This is a genomic window from Kumtagia ephedrae (assembly GCF_003012745.1).
GTDB classification, from domain to species: Bacteria; Pseudomonadota; Alphaproteobacteria; order Rhizobiales; family Rhizobiaceae; genus Kumtagia; species Kumtagia ephedrae.
In genome coordinates this window covers 227,324-244,689 of record NZ_PXYK01000002.1, presented here as the reverse complement: position 1 = coordinate 244,689, position 17,366 = coordinate 227,324, and the positions used below count along the sequence as shown (strand labels likewise).

The 17,366-nt window shown below is 67.0% G+C and carries 15 protein-coding genes; 4 read left to right on the top strand and 11 right to left on the bottom strand.

Annotated elements, in window-relative coordinates; genetic code table 11:
- A complete protein-coding gene (phnH, locus tag C7I84_RS02895) occupies nt 1–612 on the bottom strand; it encodes a phosphonate C-P lyase system protein PhnH (protein WP_106770650.1) in 612 nt (203 codons plus the stop codon).
- Nucleotides 612–1,067 carry a phosphonate C-P lyase system protein PhnG gene (gene phnG / locus C7I84_RS02890; RefSeq protein ID WP_106770649.1) on the bottom strand — a complete coding sequence of 152 codons (456 nt, stop codon included), beginning with the start codon at nt 1,065–1,067 and terminating at the stop codon, nt 612–614. The genes phnH and phnG overlap by 1 nt, the downstream gene beginning before the upstream one ends.
- Nucleotides 1,068–1,168: 101 nt before the next feature.
- Between phnG and phnF the strand changes: the two genes are divergently transcribed.
- Together phnF and recQ are read left to right on the top strand one after the other, a co-directional pair.
- Nucleotides 1,169–1,921, top strand: coding sequence for a phosphonate metabolism transcriptional regulator PhnF (gene phnF, locus C7I84_RS02885; protein ID WP_106770648.1), 753 nt, complete (start codon nt 1,169–1,171; stop codon nt 1,919–1,921).
- 101 nt (nt 1,922–2,022) lie between these two features.
- Entirely contained in the window at nt 2,023–3,882 is a 1,860-nt protein-coding gene (gene recQ / locus C7I84_RS02880) for a DNA helicase RecQ (protein WP_106770647.1), read from the top strand.
- 177 nt (nt 3,883–4,059) lie between these two features.
- On the opposite strand, the gene C7I84_RS02875 is transcribed toward recQ, so the two are convergent.
- From C7I84_RS02875 to C7I84_RS02840, 8 genes are all read right to left on the bottom strand, one after another.
- Nucleotides 4,060–5,163: a class II histone deacetylase gene (locus C7I84_RS02875; RefSeq protein WP_106770646.1), complete on the bottom strand. Its 1,104-nt coding sequence runs from the start codon at nt 5,161–5,163 to the stop codon at nt 4,060–4,062.
- A 25-nt stretch (nt 5,164–5,188) separates the two neighbouring features.
- On the bottom strand, nt 5,189–6,772 hold the full coding sequence (locus tag C7I84_RS02870; protein WP_106770645.1) for a GMC family oxidoreductase: 1,584 nt from the start codon (nt 6,770–6,772) through the stop codon (nt 5,189–5,191).
- A 10-nt stretch (nt 6,773–6,782) separates the two neighbouring features.
- On the bottom strand, nt 6,783–7,850 hold the full coding sequence (locus C7I84_RS02865) for a branched-chain amino acid ABC transporter permease (RefSeq protein ID WP_106770644.1): 1,068 nt from the start codon (nt 7,848–7,850) through the stop codon (nt 6,783–6,785).
- Nucleotides 7,851–7,859: 9 nt separating this feature from the next.
- The gene (locus tag C7I84_RS02860) at nt 7,860–8,747 is read right to left on the bottom strand and encodes a branched-chain amino acid ABC transporter permease (RefSeq protein WP_106770643.1); all 888 of its coding nucleotides are present in this window, start codon (nt 8,745–8,747) and stop codon (nt 7,860–7,862) included.
- 3 nt (nt 8,748–8,750) lie between these two features.
- On the bottom strand, nt 8,751–9,476 hold the full coding sequence (locus tag C7I84_RS02855) for an ABC transporter ATP-binding protein (protein WP_106770642.1): 726 nt from the start codon (nt 9,474–9,476) through the stop codon (nt 8,751–8,753).
- A complete protein-coding gene (locus C7I84_RS02850; RefSeq protein WP_106770641.1) occupies nt 9,473–10,273 on the bottom strand; it encodes an ABC transporter ATP-binding protein in 801 nt (266 codons plus the stop codon). Before C7I84_RS02850 ends, C7I84_RS02855 begins: the two co-directional genes overlap by 4 nt.
- Before the next feature lie 63 nt (nt 10,274–10,336).
- Nucleotides 10,337–11,617: an ABC transporter substrate-binding protein gene (locus C7I84_RS02845; protein ID WP_245428292.1), complete on the bottom strand. Its 1,281-nt coding sequence runs from the start codon at nt 11,615–11,617 to the stop codon at nt 10,337–10,339.
- Between the two features lie 67 nt (nt 11,618–11,684).
- Nucleotides 11,685–13,085: an amidase gene (locus tag C7I84_RS02840; RefSeq protein ID WP_207770955.1), complete on the bottom strand. Its 1,401-nt coding sequence runs from the start codon at nt 13,083–13,085 to the stop codon at nt 11,685–11,687.
- Between the two features lie 135 nt (nt 13,086–13,220).
- Between C7I84_RS02840 and C7I84_RS02835 the strand changes: the two genes are divergently transcribed.
- Complete coding sequence (locus C7I84_RS02835) at nt 13,221–14,177, top strand: LysR family transcriptional regulator (RefSeq protein ID WP_106770638.1); 957 nt, start codon at nt 13,221–13,223, stop codon at nt 14,175–14,177.
- Nucleotides 14,178–14,238: 61 nt separating this feature from the next.
- Here the strand turns inward: C7I84_RS02835 and C7I84_RS02830 are convergent, their stop codons facing one another.
- On the bottom strand, nt 14,239–16,221 hold the full coding sequence (locus C7I84_RS02830; protein ID WP_106770637.1) for an oxidoreductase: 1,983 nt from the start codon (nt 16,219–16,221) through the stop codon (nt 14,239–14,241).
- Nucleotides 16,222–16,473: 252 nt separating this feature from the next.
- Between C7I84_RS02830 and C7I84_RS02825 the strand changes: the two genes are divergently transcribed.
- Nucleotides 16,474–17,340: a LysR substrate-binding domain-containing protein gene (locus C7I84_RS02825; protein ID WP_165815961.1), complete on the top strand. Its 867-nt coding sequence runs from the start codon at nt 16,474–16,476 to the stop codon at nt 17,338–17,340.
- Nucleotides 17,341–17,366 lie beyond the last annotated feature (26 nt).

Below are 17,366 nucleotides of genomic sequence, written 5' to 3'. Positions count from 1 at the left end.
TCAGCCCTCCCGCTCCATGAGGCGCGCCGAGCGCGGCAGACAGGCGAGCGCATCGCCGGCCGTCAGGATCAGGTCGACGCCGCGCGGGAAGCGCCTCGTATTCTCCGCCCATTGCGCGGCGAAATCGGCCGGCAGGCCGCGCGGCGCGATGGTTGCTTCACGCTTGATGCCCGGCCCGCCGAAGGTCAGCGGAGGCCCACTCTCCAGGGATTCGAGCTGAAGGATCAACGTGGTCGAGCGGTCCGGATATTCCTGCGTGCCCTGTGCGAACTGGTCGAGCGGCGGCATGCCGGCCGGATCGCGGAACAGCGCGAAGGTGGCTTCGTCCGGCGCGCTGGCAAAGCGGGTGCCGGTGTGAAAGCCCAGCCAGGCCCGAACCGCTTCGCTTCCGCTTAGCAAAGGGTCCAGCCAGACGGGTGTGTCGGCATCCAATAAGGTGCATGCAATGGCGCCGGCCAGCGGCGTCAGCGGCGCGGGCGGTGTCGCATTCGGCCCGATTCTCACGATGCCGGCCGGTCGCGCCATCGCATCCATGACGGCGCGGAACGTCGCCTGGGCTTCCAGCACCGGTTCGGCGAACCCGCCCTCGAGCATGTGCGCCTCGGCCTGCATCAGTCTTCTCCGCGCACCATGGTGAAGAAATCGACCCGCGTCGCGGCCGTCTGCTGCCGGCGGGTCTCGTCGGCCCGGTCCAGTTCCTCCTGCATCGGCGCGACCACTTCCGCGTCGATCAGCGCCGCGGTCTCCAGGTTCTGGCAGAGCGCGTCGATGATTGCCGAAAGCCGCGCCTTGGCGCCGTCGCGTCCCAGCGCCATGGCGTGACCGACCGATCCGTCCTCCAGCCTGACGCTGGCGCGCGTCACCGTCGCCTCGCCGAGATTGAAGGCTTCGCCGGTGCCGCCGACGCGCCCGCGCAGCATGACCAGGCCGGATTCCGGACCGCGCAGGGTCTTGTGCGCGGGATCGAGGCCCAGCCTGTCCCACAGTTCCTGCAGCCGGCCGGCATTGCAGCGCGCCAGAACCGACATGCGGTTCTTCCGGACGGCAATGTGGGCTTCTGCTTCCATCGGGATCCTCAATTTGTCTATTGATCTAGACAACTCGATAAGTTAACCCATGCCTAGCGCCTCCGCATGACGGGCGGATGACAAACGGGCAGGCGGCCGGAATGGAAAAGAGGTCAGGGCTTCAGCGCGGTGTCGGCGTCGCCTTGTGGCGGCAGATCGCCGACGGCATCCGCCACGGCATCGCGACCGGGCTGGCCGATGCGAACGGCCGTCTGCCGCCCGAATCCCGGCTCGCCGAACGCTTTGGCGTCAATCGGCATACGGTGCGCGCCGCGATCTCGGCGCTGGCGCATGAAGGCGTGCTGCAATCGGAACAGGGACGCGGCACCTATGTCCGCCGCCAGAAGCGGCTCGTCTACCCGATCGGCGAGCGCACGCGGTTTTCCGCCGGCCTGCACGACCAGGCGCGCGAGACGCGCAGCGAAATGATGAGCGCGATGATCGAGCCGGCGCGCGAGCCGATCGCCTCGGCGCTCGGCCTCGAGGCCGGGGCTCGATCGATACGCATCGAGAGCCTCGGGACGGCCGACGGCGTGCCGGTGTCGCGCGCCACCTCATGGTTCGACGCGGAACGCTTCCCGGGGATCGCCGACATCTATGCAACGACCGGTTCGATCACCGAGGCGCTGGCGGCCTGCGGCGTCGCCGACTATCGCCGCGCCTCGACCGGAATAGAGGCGCGCCACGCCGACGAGGTCGACAGGCAGGAGCTGCGGCTTGCGCCCGGCGCCATCGTCATCGTCACCCGGGCGCTCAACGCCGACCTGTCCGGCACGCCGATCCAGTATTCGGTGACGCGGTTCCCGGCCGATCGCGTCGAACTGGTCGTCGGAACCGGACGTGCAGCTGTTTGAGCGGCGCCTTGCCTTGCGGCCCCTCCTGCCTTCGCTATCGTATGTTGCCTCGTGCCGCGGGATTTGTGCCATAAGACCGGGCGCCCCACGAAAACGATTCCATGTCGCAGACCCAAAGCCTTTTCGATCCGCTGATTGGCCGTGACGGCGCCGAGCATCCGCTTGCCGTGCTGAAGCGCGTCTACGGCTATGCCGCGTTTCGCGGCAAGCAGGCCGCCGTCGTCGAGCGGGTCGTGGCGGGTGGCGATGCCGTGGTGCTTTTTCCGACCGGCGCCGGCAAGTCGCTCTGCTTCCAGGTTCCGGCGCTTTGCCGCCGCGGCGTGGGCATCGTCGTTTCGCCGCTGATCGCGCTGATGCGCGATCAGGTGGAGGCCCTGAGACAGCTCGGCGTACGCGCCGCCGCGCTGAATTCCTCGCTGACGCGCGAAGAGTTTTCGGAGGTCCGCCGAGCGATCTCCGCCGACGATCTCGACCTTCTCTACGTCACGCCCGAGCGCATCGTCACGCCCGGCTTCCGCGACCTGATCGGCAATGCCAGGATCGCGCTGTTTGCGATCGACGAGGCGCACTGCGTCTCTCAATGGGGGCACGACTTCCGGCCGGAATATCGCGAGCTCGGCCATCTTGCCGCGCATTTTCCGGGCGTGCCCCGCATCGCACTGACGGCGACGGCCGACCCGCATACCCGCATGGACATCATCGAGCGGCTGGGCCTCGAGGACGCCGAGGTGTTCACGACGTCGTTCGACCGCCCCAACATTGCCTATGAGATCGTCGAGCGCGACCAGCCGCGCCAGCAGCTCCTGCGCTTCCTGTCGCGCCACAAGGGATCGAGCGGCATCGTCTATTGCCTGTCGCGCGCCAAGGTCGAGGACACGGCCGAATGGCTGAACGGACAGGGCATCCGCGCGCTCGCCTATCATGCCGGCATGGACCGCGGTGTGCGCGACGCCAATCAGGACGCCTTTCTAAGGGAGGAGGGCCTCTGCCTCGTCGCCACGGTCGCCTTCGGCATGGGCATCGACAAGCCGAACGTGCGCTACGTCGCCCATCTCGATCTGCCGGGCTCGGTCGAAGCCTATTACCAGGAAACAGGCCGCGCCGGGCGCGACGGGCTGCCGTCCGATGCCTGGATGGCCTACGGCATGGCCGATGTCATCCAGCGCGGCCGGATGATCGACGGCAGCGACGCGGGCGACGACATCAAGCGCGTCGAGCGCGCCAAGCTCAATGCGCTGCTTGCCATCTGCGAAACGCCCGGCTGCCGGAGGCAGGCTATCCTTGCCCATTTCGGCGAGGCCCATGCGGGCAATTGCGGCAACTGCGACACCTGCCTCAAGCCGGTGGAAACCTGGGACGGGACGGATGCCGCCATCAAGGCATTGGCGGCGGTCTACCGGACCGGCGAGCGTTTCGGCGCCGGTCATCTGATCGACGTGCTCACCGGCGACAGGAACGAGAAGACGCTGCGCTTCGGCCATGCCGACATGCCGGTTTTCGGTGCAGGCAAGGATATCCCGCCGAAAACCTGGCAGTCGGTCTACCGCCAGCTTCTCGCCGCCGGCCTCGTCGCGGTCGATCACGACGCCTTCGGCGCGCTGAAGCTGGAGCCGGGTGCGCGCGCCGTCTTCAGGCGCGAACGCGAGATACGCTTCCGCAAGGACCGTCCGACGACGGGTAAGGCGGCACGACGTCAGCCAACGGGTCCGGCGAGCGCCAAATCCGCGCTCGAAGGCTCTGACATGGAGCTCTTCGAGGCATTGCGGGCCGCTCGGCTGGCCATCGCCAGGGAGCTTTCGGTCCCGCCCTATGTGGTTTTCCCCGACACGACGCTGGTTGCATTCGCCACCAGCCGCCCGGCCAGCCGGGATGCGCTCCTTGCAATCTCCGGCGTGGGACAGTCCAAGCTGGAGCGCTATGGCGATGCGTTCCTGCGGGTCATCCGAGAATATCAACGATAGACGGTTCGCCCGCTGGCGCTCGGCTTCCGTCTCGGGCGGCGGATACAATCCGGCCTGGGTGGCCGACGCCCTCGTCTTCCGTACGTCGGTCTATGCGCTCACGGCCTAAAGGTTCGCCGTCGCGGCGCCCGCGGCCTGGCTTTCCAGCTCGACGTTCCTGCTCGCCGGCTTCCGCGGTCATTTGATCGCGCCGACAAGTTCCGCCGCGGCCGAGACCGCGGCCTGCTGGTGCGGCTGGATGTCCTGGCCATGATAGGCGCGGAACACTGGCAGGAAGGGATCGTCGATGTGGGTCTTCATGCCGGAGAGTTGCTCCATCACCGCAAGTCCGCAGTAAGGCACGTAGGCTGCTGAATAGCCGCCCTCATGCGACATCATCAGGCGGCCGCCGCAAAGCGCGTCGGCTGCTTCCATCAGCATGCGCGTCATCTCGCGGTAGGTTTCGCTGTGCAGCATCATCCGGCCAAGCGGATCGGCGCCGGAGGCGTCGAAGCCGGACGGCACGACGATCAGGTCCGGCCTGTAGGCCTTGAGCGCCGGCAGCACCACCTGCTCGAAGGCGGCGATGTAGGCGCCGTGCCCGCTGCCGGCCGGCAGCGGCACGTTGATGTTATAGCCGAAGCCGGCATCGGCACCCCGCTCCTCGCGGTCGCCGCTGTCGTGCGGGTAGAGCCGCTCCTGGTGCAGCGAGATGGTCAGCACGCCGGGATCGGCCCAGAAGGCGGCCTGCGTGCCGTTGCCGTGGTGCACGTCCCAGTCGACGGTCGCGACGCGGTCGAACCGGTGCGTCTTGCGGCTCTTCAGGATGGCGACCGGGATGTTGCCGAACAGGCAGAAGCCCATGCCCTTGTCGCTTTCGGCATGGTGTCCCGGCGGCCGCACGAGCGCGTAGCCGTTGTCGATCTCGCCGGACAGGACCTTGTCCATCAGCGCATGGGTGCCGCCGGCCGCAAGGCAGGCGATCTCGTAGCTGCCGCGCCCGAACGGCGTGAGGTAGCTCGCCTCGCCGCCGCGCTCGTCGCTCAACGCCTTGATGCGGCTGATGTAGTCGCGGGTATGGAACAGGGCGAGGTCGTCCTCGTCCACCGGCGCCGACTTGATGCTGACCAGCCGCTCGGTGAGCCCGGACACTTCCATGAGGTTCTTGAAGCGCCGTTTGGTGGCGGCATTCTCGGCGTGCTCGCCGGGCTCGACCGTCAATCCGGCGGGGAAGAACTGAGCGCCCGTCCCGGTATCGTGCCACAGATAGAGTTCGTGAAAATTCCAGCCTGTCCTGGCCATCGCCTCCTCCTTCAATGCCGATTCTTCAGTTTGCGAGGATCATCCGGGCGGCGCGCTCGGCGATCATGATCGTCGCCGCGTTGAGATTGCCCGATATCATCTTCGGCATCACCGAGGCGTCGGCGACGCGGATGCCTTCGAGCCCGTGCACCTTGAGCGTTGCCGGGTCGATGACAGCCATGGCGTCGGTGCCCATCCGGCAGCTCGACGACGGGTGGTAGAGCGTCGTCATGTGGCCGCGGATGTAGTTGGCGATCTCCGCGTCGGTCTTGCACTCGGCGCTCGGGCTGACCTCATAGTCGACCAGCTCCCTGACCGGCGACTGCTGCATGATGCGCCGGTTGATCTTGACGCCTTCCACCAGGGTGGCGAGGTCGAGGCCCTCGGGATCGCTGACGAAGTATTTTGGATCGATCGAGGGATATTCGATCGGGTTCGCCGAGCGCAGCCTGATCTCGCCGCGGCTGTTCGGCCGCTGCAGGGTGGAGTGCGTGGTGATGCCGGACTGGCCGCCGAGGAAGCGGGCGTAGTCGCGATGCGGGCTGATAGCACCGTAGAGCTGGAGGTCCGGCTCGACACCCGGCCGGCTGCACACATGCCCGCCCGAGGCGACCCATGGCGAGGAGCGGATGCCGGTGCGGTGGTCGCGCCATTCCTCGAAGCTTTGGGCGATGATCTCGTCCGTCCAGGCGCCGATACCCATCGGCTCCCTGGTGTAGAAGGTGATAGGGATGTTGAAGTGGTCCTGCAGGTCCTTGCCGACGCCCGGAAGATCGTGGACCGGCCTGACGCCGACCGCCGCGAGCTCGTCGGCAGGGCCGATGCCGGACAGCATAAGCAGTTGGCAGGAGCCGACGGTCCCCGACGACAGCACCACCTCGCTTTCCGCATAGGCGGTCTCCGGCACGCCGTCGGCCAGGTACTTCACGCCCTTGACCCGCCCGTTCTCGACGATGAGCCCGGTGACGAGCACGCCCGGTTTCAGCGTCAGGTTCGGCCGCTCCAGCGCCGGCCGCAGATAGGCCTTGCCGGTCCCCCAGCGCTCGCCGTTCCTGATGGTGAATTGGAAGAGGCCGACACCCTCCTGCTTCTCGCCATTGTAGTCGGGATTGTATTCGTAGCCGGCCGTTTCCGCCGCCTCGATCCACATGCGCTCGTATCTGTCGACATAGGGCACGTTGCCGATGTGCAGCAGGCCGTCATTGCCGTGGTAGGGGCTGTCCTTGATGTCGGCATTGGCCTCCGACTGGAGGAAGACGGGGAAGACGTCCTTCCAGCCCCAGCCGGGGCAGCCCATCGCCTCCCAACCGTCGTAATCCGACGGCAGGCCGCGGATGTAGATCATGGCGTTGAGCGCGCCCGAGCCGCCGATCATCTTGCCGCGCGGCCAGAAGATGCGGCGGCCGCGACAACCCGCCTGCGGCTCGGTGTGGTAGCCCCAGTCGGCGCCGGTATTGAACATCGTCACCCAGTCGGACGGGATGTCGGAGGCGATCGGCGCCGCCCGTCCCGCCTCGAGCACGAGAACCTTGCGGCCGGGGTCGGCACTCAGCCGGTTGGCGAGAACGCAGCCCGCCGAACCTGCCCCGATGATGATCGTGTCGTACATGGGAGCCTCCTCACTCTCCGGCCGTGGCCGTACTTTCCCGCAGCTTGGACCGGCCTGCTGCGCCCGAGCGGCGACGCAACCAGCGCACGAGATCGCCCAACCGGCCGACCAGTCCCTTCGGCATGAGCACGATGGACAGCGCAATGATGAGGCCGAGGCCGAGCGTGCGGAACTCGCCGGCCTCGCGCATGAGCTCGTCGGCGGCGACCAGCACGATCGTGCCGACGAGCGGTCCCCAGAACGTGCCGACGCCGCCGACCACGGCGATGGCGATGATGAACATGAGCTGCGACATCGACAGGATGCCCGGCCCGATCGCCTGGAAATGCGCTGCGTAGAAGCCGCCGGCCAGGCCGGTGAAGAAGGCCGAGATGCCGAACACCAGAAGCTGTGCCTGGAAGCGGTTGACGCCGCGCGCGACGGCGTAGCCGGGATTGTCCTTGAGCGCCTTGAAGGCAAGGCCGATCGGGCTTTTGACGATGATGTAGGTGGCGATCATCGTCACCGCGAACAGCGTGGCGACGATTGCGTAGTTGCCGACCAGCCATTGCCCCTTCAGGAACTCGCGGGTGCCGAGATCGCCGAAGCGCGCGAAGCCTACCGCGCCGCCGGTGAGCTGCCGGCAGATCGAACCGACCATGACGAAGCATTCGGTATCGGTGACGATCAGCAGGTACATGGTCTGGGCGATCGCCAGCGTCAGCAATGCCACGTAGACGCCGGTCAACCTGAGGCAGGCGAGGCCGACGATCAGCGAGAAGACGACCGCGGCGAGCGCTCCGGGAAAGAGCGCCGCCCAGACGTTCCAGCCGAAATAGAAGCAGATCATCGCGGTCGCGTAGCCGCCGAAGGCGAAGATCGCCATCTGCGCCAGCGAGAAGATGCCGGAGAAGCCGAACAGCAGGTTCCACTGCGATGCGATGGTGGCATAGAACAGCGCCAGCACCACCTGGCCGAGCACGTAGCGGCTGTCGACCATGAAGGGCAGCGCCACCGCCGCGCCGACGAGGGCGAGGCTGACGAGCAGATCGAGCCTGGCGGAGCCGGAGACGCTCATCGGTCGGAGAGACGTCGTCATGGCTGCACCTCACATGCGCCGGATCTGGGCGCGGCCGAACAGCCCGGCCGGCCGCCAGATCAGGACCGCGATGACGACGAAGAGAAGCGACGGGAAGCCCCAGCGCGCGCCCGCCGCGTACTGGACGAAGGCCTCCAGCAGCGCCAGACCGAAGGCGGCGGCCACCGCGCCCGGAAGGTTGCCCAGCCCGGCGACGACGCACATGATGAAGGCTTTCAGCATCGGGTCGTTGCCGAGCGGCGGCGAGAGCTGCGTCATCGAGCTGACCATCACGCCGCAGACGCCGGCGAGCGCTCCGGACAGCACCAGCACCTGGAAATAGACGCGGTTGACGGCAACGCCCATGAGCTGCGCCGCCTCGCGGTTCTGCGCGGTGGCGCGGATCGCCCGGCCGATGCGCGTCCTGGCAAGCAGCAGCGCGACCAGCGCCATCAGGGCGATGACGACGATCACGATCAGCATGTTCTGGTAGGGCAGGTTGACGGGTCCGATGATCAGCGACCCCGTCGCGGAGATGGGCTGCTTCAGCGGCTGGCCGCCAAAGGTGAGCAGGATCGCGTTCTCGAGCGCTATGCCGATACCGACTGTCGCGATCATGACGTTCGACTCGAAGGTCGCCTTGTCGTTGTTCAGCAGGTTGCGGACGATGAAGACGTAGAGCAGTCCGCCGGCGATCGCGCCGGCCAGCACCGCCCCGGCAAAGCCGACGACCGCGGGAAGGCCGAGTGCCGAGGAAAGCGAGAAGGCGGCATAGCCGCCCAGCGTCAGCATGGCCGCGTGCGCCATGTTGAGCATGCCCATCGAACCCCACACCAGCGACAGGCCGACGGTCGCCAGGGCATAGAGAGCGCCTGTCGTGAGGCCGGCGATGATGATCGACGTCAGGATGTCGAGCATGGGTCAGCCTCCGAGATAGGTTGCGAGCAGCTCGTCGCGCGCCAGGAGTTCGGCCGGAGGGCCGGACCAGACGATCTCGCCATCGTCGAGCAGGTGCAGGTGATCGGCGAGGTCGGCGACGCGCGCCGGGTTCTCCTCGACCAGCAGGATGGTGCGCCCGCTCCTCGATAGTTCGGCGATGACCCCGTAGACCTGCTCGATGACGAGTGGCGCGAGCCCCAGTGAGGGCTCGTCGATCAGCAGGATCTCTCCGCCCATCATCAGGCCGCGCCCGATGCCGGCCATGCGGCGCTCGCCGCCCGAGAGCGACGACGCGATCTGGTGCCGCCGGTCCGCCAGCTTCGGCAGCAGCGTGTAGACCTCATCCAGCCGGCGGTCGATCTCGGCCCTGGAGGGCGCCAGATAGGCGCCCATCAGCAGGTTCTCCAGCACGCTCATCTCGGGAAAGAGCATGTCGCCCTGCGGCACATGCGCGACGCCAAGCGCCGCGATGGCGTGCGGCTGGCCGGGCGCCGGGCTGCCATTGATGCCGATCGAGCCCTGCTTGAGCGGCACCAGGCCCGAGATCGTCTTCAGCAGCGTCGACTTGCCGTGGCCGTTCGGGCCGACGACGGTGACGAAGGCTCCGGCCGCGACATCGAAGGAGATGCCCTTGAGCACGGTGAGCTCGCGGTAGCCGGAGACGATGTTGGAAAGGCTGAGGACGGGAGGTTTTTCCGAGAGCGTCATGCGCCCACCTCGCCGTCGGCGAAGAAGCTTTTGAGGCGCTTGCGTGTGGCCTCGCCGAGATAGGTCTCGACGACGACCGGATCTTCCGCCACCTCGGTCGGCAGGCCTTCGAATATCTTCTTGCCGTGATGCATGATCAGCACGCGGCTCGAAAGCGCGAGCAGGAAGCGCATGACGTGCTCGATCAGCACGACGGTGAGCCCGTCGGCCTTGAGCCGCTCGACAAGGCCGATGATGTGGTCGATCTCGGTCGTGTTCAGGCCGCCGACCGGCTCGTCGAGGAAGAGCAGCTTGGGCTTTGTCGCGATCGCCCCGGCGATCATCAGCAGCTTGCGGTCGAGCACCGGCAGCTGGCCGACAGCCGCATCGGCCTTGTCCGCAAGGCCGACAAAGGCGAGCGCTTCGTCGGTCTGCTCGCGCACGTCCTTGCCCAGCCGGATGCCGGGTATCGCCCGCCGGCTCCTGCCGAAATAGGCGGCGATGTCGATGTTCTCGCGCACCGTCAAGCTTTCAAAGGCGGCGTTGAGCTGGAAGGTGCGGGCAATCCCCAGCTGGCAGATGCGGTCGGCGCCGAGGCCGGCGATGTCGTGCCCGTCGAAGACGATCCTTCCGTCCGTCGCCGGCGTCACCCCGGTGACGACGTCGAAGAAGGTCGTCTTGCCGGCCCCGTTGGGGCCGCCGATGCCGACCACCTCGCCCTGGCGGACGGTCAGCGACATGCCGTCGACCGCTGCAAGCGAGCCGAAGCGCTTGACGACATTGTCGCATTCGAGCAGCGTTGCGGTGTCGTCCGTCATGATCCCGCTCCTTCCGAGGCGACCATCGGCCGGCTGCCCGGCCGACGGTCGTTCAGCATCGCCCTATTTGATCCACGGCGGCAGCAGGAACGCGTCGGTCGCGTAGAGAGCCGGCGCAATCAGCTTCGGATCGGTGGTGTGGTCCTGGTGCTGCAGGAACTGGTGCGGCATGCCCAGCGACGGATCGGCGACCTGCGTCGGGTAGCAATAGGCCGACTGGCCTGCCGGATCCGCGCGATAGGTGCCGTTGACGCCGCGATAGACGTTGCGGCGCATGACCGCCGCCACCTTGCCGACCTGCTCCTTGTCGAAGGGCTCGCCCGGGTCGCCGGCGATGGCTGCCGCGATCGCCCACATCCACAGGCCGTCATAGGTCTGCGAACCGGTGATGTAGGCCGAGTTCGGACCGAACTTCGCGCGGTAGGACTCCCGGTAGGCCTTGGAGAATTCGTCCGGCAGGCAGCCTATCACCGTCGAGTAGATGACGCCGTTGATGCTTGCGCCGCCGATCTCGCGGAAGGCCGGCAGCGACGGCCCGTACTGCATGTAGACCAGGCTGTTGATCGGCTGCGTCAGGAACTGCACCATGAACTGCGCGAGGTCCTGCGGCAGGAAGTGGGTGACGATGATGGCCGCCGGCGGGTCCTGCCTGAGCTTGGCCAGCGTCGGGCCCCACTGGTTGGTCGGGAACGGGACCGTCTCGAACAGGCTCACCTCGAAGCCGTACTCCGCCGCCTTGTCGCGGATCGCGTTGGCGATGACGATCGAATACTCGTTGGCCGACGGGATGATGGCGATCTTCTTGTTGGGCGCCGTCCACTTGCCGCCTTCCGACAGCGTCTTCAGGAAGTTCAGGCAGCCCGGTCCGTACCAGAACTCCGGCGGATCACCCTGGAACGAGCCGTAATAGCGTTCGGGATCGGTCTTGAACTTCTCGTTGTGCGAGATCAGCGTGTTGTAGTGCATCATGATGATGTCGTTGTCGGCCGCGACATCCATCTCGATCATGTTGGTGCCGAGATTGTAGCCGTTGATGATCGCCGGCGTGTTGTAGCGGTCGACCAGGCGCTGCATGGCTTGCGAGACCAGGTCGGCGCCCTGGTCCTTCGTGTCTTCGATATGAAGCTCGATCGGCCGGCCGAGGATGCCGCCCGCGGCGTTGATCTCCGCGGCGGCCAGCTCGAGCCCGTTCTTGAATTCGATGCCGTCCGCGGCGGCGAAGCCGGACATCGGCAGCGCCGACCCGACATGGACCGGCTCGCCCTCCTGCGCCTTGGCGGTCCTGTTCATGTCGGCGAGCAGGGCGCCGCCGGCGGCGCCCGCTCCCACAAACCCGTGAAGCATTGCACGTCTGTTCAACATATCGCCTTCCCCTTGTGCTTGGTCGTTTTCCTTTTGCGGTGTTCGATGCTTATCCGGTGAAGATCGCCTCCAGGCTGGCGGCGGCCGACAGCACGCGGGCGTCCGCCCCCCGCGCTCCGACGATCTGGAATCCGACGGGAAGTCCCGCGGCCGTCAGGCCGCAAGGAATGACGCAGGCCGGCTGCTGGCTGAGATTGATCGGATAGCTGAAGCCCGCCCACTCGGTCCAGCGCTTGAAGCCGCTGTCCTTCGGCAGTTCGAGCCCCGCGTCGAAAGCCGGCAAGGCGGTGGCTGGAGAAACCAGGAAGTCGAATTCCCCGAGCATCTTGTCCATCGCCGCGCCGAACTCGCCGCGCCGTATCTGCGCCTGGACGAGCTGGGTGGAGGTGAAGGCCGACCCCGCGCGCGCCGTCTCCAGGAGGCCCAGATCGACCGCCGCCCTTGCCTGCTCGGCAATGCCCGCGACCCTTGCCGCGGCGCCCGTGAACCAGTGATGGTGGAAGAGGTCGAGCAGATTCTCCGCCGGCAGCGTGACCGGCTCGACGATCGCGCCGGCGGCGGCCAGGCGCGCCACTCCGGCCTCGACGATGCGCGCGATTTCGGGATCCACGGTACCCGATGCCGGCTGCGACCAGTAGCCGACGCGCTTGCCCGCGAGGCTGAAGCCAGCTTCGTCGTCAAGCGGCGTCAGGACGCCCTCACCTTGCGCCCAGTCCCGCAGGTCGCGGCCGGACATCGCCTTCAGCATGGCCGCCGCGTCCGCCGTGCTGCGCGTCATCGGGCCGATATGGGCGACCGTGCCGAACGGGCTCGCGGGATATGCGGCCACACGCCCGAAGGTCGGCTTGTGGCCGACGATGCCGGTGAAGGATGCGGGGATGCGGATGGACCCGCCTCCGTCCGTGCCGAGATGGAACACGCCGGCCCCGACCGCGGCCGCGACTGCCGCGCCGCCGGAGGAGCCCCCCGGCGTCTTTTCCGGATTCCAGGGATTGCGGGTCACGCCGAACAGCGCGCTGTCGGTGATCGCCTTCCAGCCGAATTCCGGCGTCGTGGTCTGGCCGATGAACACCGCCCCTGCCTTCCGGAGCAGGGCGACCGAAGGCGCGTCCGCCTGGCAGGGGGCGTTGGACGTCGTGGTGCTGCCGTAGCGCACGCTCCAGCCCTCGACCCAGACGATGTCCTTCAGCGTGGTCGGAACGCCGTCGACGTCTGACAGCGGCGCGCCGTCCTTCCAGCGCCTTTCGGAAGCGGCGGCGGCAGCAAGCGCTCCGGCACGATCGATCAGCGTGAACGCATTGAGCTCGGGGTTGATCGCTTCGGCGCGATCGAGCACTGCCTCCGCCGCCTCGACGGGTGAAACCGCGCCGCTGCGGAAGGCAGCGGCCAGATCGGCAGCGCCCATGCGGCAAAGTTCCGCCGCCCCGGTGAGCGGGTCGCGTCTTGGCATGCTGATGTTCCCCTTGCGGATTAGGCGGCCCGCATCTGGCGGCGAGCTTGAGGAGCAGATTGGACCGGCATCGCCAGTTCACAAAATGTATTCTGTTGCGTAAGTTTTTACATTCCGTGGAGGCGTCAGGGAAAAATGAATCTCAGCATCCGCCAGCTTCGCTACGTCTGCGAGGTCGCGAGCCTCGGCAGCGTTCAGGCCGCGTCGAAGGCGCTCCATATTTCGCAATCCTCCATCCTTGCCGCCATCGCCCTCGCCGAGGGCGAGATGGGCGCACGCATCTTCGAGCGGCGCCCGGCGCGCGGCGTGCAGATAACGCCGTCCGGCGAACGCTTCATCAGCGCCGCGCGGATCATGCTGTCGGCAGCGACCGAGTTCGACCGCGCCATCGGCGACCTCTCGGAACGCGTCCCCAAGGTGCTGCGCATCGGCTGCTTCGAGCCTTTCGGCGCGCTGTTCATGCCGGAGATGTTGCGCCGGTATGTCGACCATGTCGGCGACGTGGAGATCGACCTGCTCGAAGGCGACCAGGTGCAGCTGCAGTCATGGTTGTCCGAGGGCATCATCGATCTCGCCGTCCTTTACGACATCGGCTCGATCACGACCGGCACGATGACGAAGATCTGCAAGGTGCCGGCGCATGCGCTGCTGCATGCCGACGACCCGTTGGCCGCCAGGGATGCGGTATGGCTCGCCGACATCGCCACGCGCCCGTTCGTCCTGCTCGACATGCCGCAGACCGCGACCTACCTGCTGACGCTCTTCGATATCCTGGCGAAGCGGCCGGAAGTCCGTTTCCACACCCGGTCCTACGAGACGGTCCGCTCGGCGGTCGCCTCCGGCTTCGGCATGTCCATCCTCAACATGCGGCCGATCGGCCGCGCCACGGCCGACGGATCGGCGATCGTACGCCGCCCCATCCTCGACGAACTGCCGCCGCCGTCCGTCATCATCCTCGACCCCTACGGCAATTCGAAGCCGCTCTTCGTCCGGCTGTTCATCGAGATGTTCTCCCGCTTCTTCCGTGAGGTCGGACCGGCCCATTTCTCGGTGACGACGAAGGAGAAGGAGCCGCTGTTGCTGTGGAACTGATCACGTTGTTGCCCGGCGGCTGGCGCAGGCCTGCGCCGAACCCTTTGCTCGCCGGGCGCTCCTATAGTGCCAGCGCGATCTTGCGTCCGTCATGGATCGCGAATGCCGCCTGGCGCGCGGCCGTGCAGTCGCCGATCGCGGCGAAGGAGACGCCGCGTTCCTCCAGTCCGCGCGCGAGAGCGTCGTCCGCGACGTTGGTGGCGGCATAGACCAGCGCGTCCGCTTCGCATTGCTGCTCGCGGCCATCGAGCAGAGAAGCAATCGTCGCCAACTCGCCGTTCCAGTTGATCACTGCGCTTTCGGTCAGGAAGCGGACGCCGAGGCGGGCGAGCGCGCGGCGCAGCGGCAGGTCGACGGCCATCCGCTGCAACTCCTTGCCCACCAGGGCATCCGGCGTGACGATCGTGACCTCGTGACCATCCTCGGCAAGCTTCCAGGCCGTGCCGCATCCCTTCCAGTTGCCGCCGTCGTCGAGCACGATGACCCGCTTGCCTGGCCTAGCCTCGCGCGCCATCACCGCTTCCGCGGACAGGGCAGGTCCTCCACCCGGAATGCCGTCGAACTGCGGCAACGCCCGTTGGAACGCGCCGTCGGGCGGCTGGGACCCCGTGGCAATGATGACGTGCTCGGCATTTTCGCGCTCAACGTCGTCGGCTTCGACATAGTGCCCGTAGCGCACCTCGACCTGCAACTGGCCGAGTTGCCGTTGATACCAATCGATGAGGTCGAGGATCTGCGCCCGGCGCGGCTGCAGGCCTGCCAGGCGGAACTGCCCGCCCAGACGATCCGAGGCTTCCGCCAGCACCACATGGTGCCCGCGTTCCGCCGCGACGCGCGCCGCTTCCAGCCCGGCCGGCCCGCCGCCGACGACGAACACGCGCTTGGGCCGTTCGGCCGGCGTGAAGCGGTCGCCTCCCCATTCGAATTCGCGTCCGGCCGACGGATTGATGACGCAACTGATCCAGTAGTCGCGCGAGCGGCGCCCCCAGCACATCTGGTTGCAAGACAGGCAGCCGCGGATGTCGTCGGCGCGTCCGGTGGCAGCCTTGTTGGCGAGATGCGGGTCGGCGATCTGCCCGCGCACGATCGAGACCAGGTCGGCGCGGCCCTCGCTCAGCACGCCCTCGGCGTTTTCGGGCGTGCGGATATGGCTTTCGGCCGTGACCAGAGCGTGGCGGACAGTGGACTTCAGCACGGCCGCGAGCTCGGTGCCGAGTTTTTCCGGGTAAACGAAGGTCGGCATGATCTTGTAGAAGTCGAAGTAGCTGCCGGAGCCGCAGGTGACGTAGTCCATCAGGTGGTCGCGGTCGTGCCGCTCGACGATCTCGGACAGCGCCTCCCGCTTCAGCGCCACCTCGACGTCCGGCTCATCATTGACGGCGAGGCCGACGATGAAGTCCTCGCCGCATTCCCGTCGGATACGGCTCATCACCTCGCGGCTCATGCGCGTGCGGTTTTCGAGGCTGCCGCCCCAGCGATCGGCGCGGCGGTTCGACCAGGGCGTCCAGAACTGGTCGAGCATCGAATGATAGGCCGCCCACACTTCGACGCCGTCGAAGCCGGCCGCGCGACAGCGGCGTGCCGCCTGGACGAAGCCGTCGATCGTGTCCTCGATTTCAGTCTCGGTCATGCGGTGCGAGCCGTCGGAGTCGTGGTAGCTCGGCAGGCCGGATGGCGACCAGCCGGCGTGGAAGGAGTTGTCTGCGTCGGCGTGCTGCCCGACATGGTAGAGCTGCTGGATCGCCACGGCGCCGTTGCCGCGGATCGCTTCGGTCACCTTGCGGAAGTGGGGGATCACGCTGTCATCGCCAGGGCGAAAGTTGCCGCGGGTCAGCACGGCGGCGGCGTGCACGGGCATCGGTTCCACCACCACCATGGCCGCGCCGCCGATCGCGCGTTCGGCGTAGTAGCCGACATGCCGCTCCGTAGGCACGCCCTCCACCGCCATGTTCGCCGTGTGAGCGCCGAAGACGATGCGGTTGCGGAGCGTCTTTCCCCGCAACGCCACCGGTTCGAAAAGTCGTTTGAAACCCCGTTGGGACACTGCCCCCTCCCTCGGAGCGCCGCACCTTTGATGCGGACGCGTTTCGGTACCTGCGGCGGATCCATCTCCGCGAGGGAAGACGGCGGTTGCACATCGACCGGCAAACGAGGCTAATAGTCAACATGAACGAAATTCCCCGGCGGTTGAGCCACAGGCAAACGAGGCTGCGGCGAATGTTCGTTCCAACATTGAGCCGCGGCATGCGGCCGGGGTAGCATCAGCATGGTTCGCCGATACTATAGCCTTCCGTCGTTGAACGCCCTTGCTGCGTTCGAGGCAGCAGCCAGATACCTCAGCCTCACCAAGGCTGCCGACGAGCTCAACGTGACGCCGGGCGCGATTTCCAAGCAGGTCCGGATGCTGGAGGAGGAACTCGGCAATCCGCTGTTCGTGCGCCGCCACCGGGCGCTCGAAATGACGCGCGAGGGCGAGACGATAGCCGCGGCGCTGCGCGAAGGCTTCGAGCGGATCTCCTCCACCTTCCTGCAGGTGAAGGCCGCCGGGGGGCAGCCGAACGTCACCATCGGATGCACCATGGCGATGGCTCATCTCTGGCTCATGCCGCGCATGAGCGCATTCTGGAGCAGTCACCAGGACATCGTCGTCGACCACGTCATCTCCGATCAGCCGCGTGGCCTGGATCGTCCCGACATCGATCTCAGGCTTCGCTACGGCAGCGGCGATTGGCCGGACGAGCTGTCGGCAAAGCTTTATGACGACCGCATCTTCCCGGTGGCGAGCCCCGGTTTCGCGCGCACACATCCGGTCGCGACGATCGAGGACCTTTCCAAGCTGCAACTGCTTTCCGTCGAAGGCATAGATTGGGACTGGACGACCTGGGCCGACTTCTTCCGCGAGGTCGGCTGTCCGGATCGGCGCCTCAACGTGCGCCGCTTCAACAGCCACGTGATCGCGCTGCAGGCGGCGCGCAGCGGCCATGGCGCCGTGCTGGGCTGGGCCAGCCTAGTCACGCCGCTGCTCGAGTCCGGCGATCTGGTGCAGCTCACCGACGCCGAGATCGCGGCGCCGCGGTCCTACTTCGTCACCTGGAGCGCCCGCCGGCCGCTGAGCCGTCAGGCTACCGTGCTGCGCGACTGGCTGCTCTCCCTTGACGATTGAGCTGAGCTCAAGCGAAGCTGGTCGCT

Coding starts and splice junctions, on each gene's coding strand:
- phnH (WP_106770650.1), bottom strand. CDS start 612: ATGCAGGCCGAGGCGCACATGCTCGAGGGCGGGTTCGCCGAACCGGTG.
- phnG (WP_106770649.1), bottom strand. CDS start 1,067: ATGGAAGCAGAAGCCCACATTGCCGTCCGGAAGAACCGCATGTCGGTT.
- phnF (WP_106770648.1), top strand. CDS start 1,169: ATGGAAAAGAGGTCAGGGCTTCAGCGCGGTGTCGGCGTCGCCTTGTGG.
- recQ (WP_106770647.1), top strand. CDS start 2,023: ATGTCGCAGACCCAAAGCCTTTTCGATCCGCTGATTGGCCGTGACGGC.
- C7I84_RS02875 (WP_106770646.1), bottom strand. CDS start 5,163: ATGGCCAGGACAGGCTGGAATTTTCACGAACTCTATCTGTGGCACGAT.
- C7I84_RS02870 (WP_106770645.1), bottom strand. CDS start 6,772: ATGTACGACACGATCATCATCGGGGCAGGTTCGGCGGGCTGCGTTCTC.
- C7I84_RS02865 (WP_106770644.1), bottom strand. CDS start 7,850: ATGACGACGTCTCTCCGACCGATGAGCGTCTCCGGCTCCGCCAGGCTC.
- C7I84_RS02860 (WP_106770643.1), bottom strand. CDS start 8,747: ATGCTCGACATCCTGACGTCGATCATCATCGCCGGCCTCACGACAGGC.
- C7I84_RS02855 (WP_106770642.1), bottom strand. CDS start 9,476: ATGACGCTCTCGGAAAAACCTCCCGTCCTCAGCCTTTCCAACATCGTC.
- C7I84_RS02850 (WP_106770641.1), bottom strand. CDS start 10,273: ATGACGGACGACACCGCAACGCTGCTCGAATGCGACAATGTCGTCAAG.
- C7I84_RS02845 (WP_245428292.1), bottom strand. CDS start 11,617: ATGCTTCACGGGTTTGTGGGAGCGGGCGCCGCCGGCGGCGCCCTGCTC.
- C7I84_RS02840 (WP_207770955.1), bottom strand. CDS start 13,085: ATGCCAAGACGCGACCCGCTCACCGGGGCGGCGGAACTTTGCCGCATG.
- C7I84_RS02835 (WP_106770638.1), top strand. CDS start 13,221: ATGAATCTCAGCATCCGCCAGCTTCGCTACGTCTGCGAGGTCGCGAGC.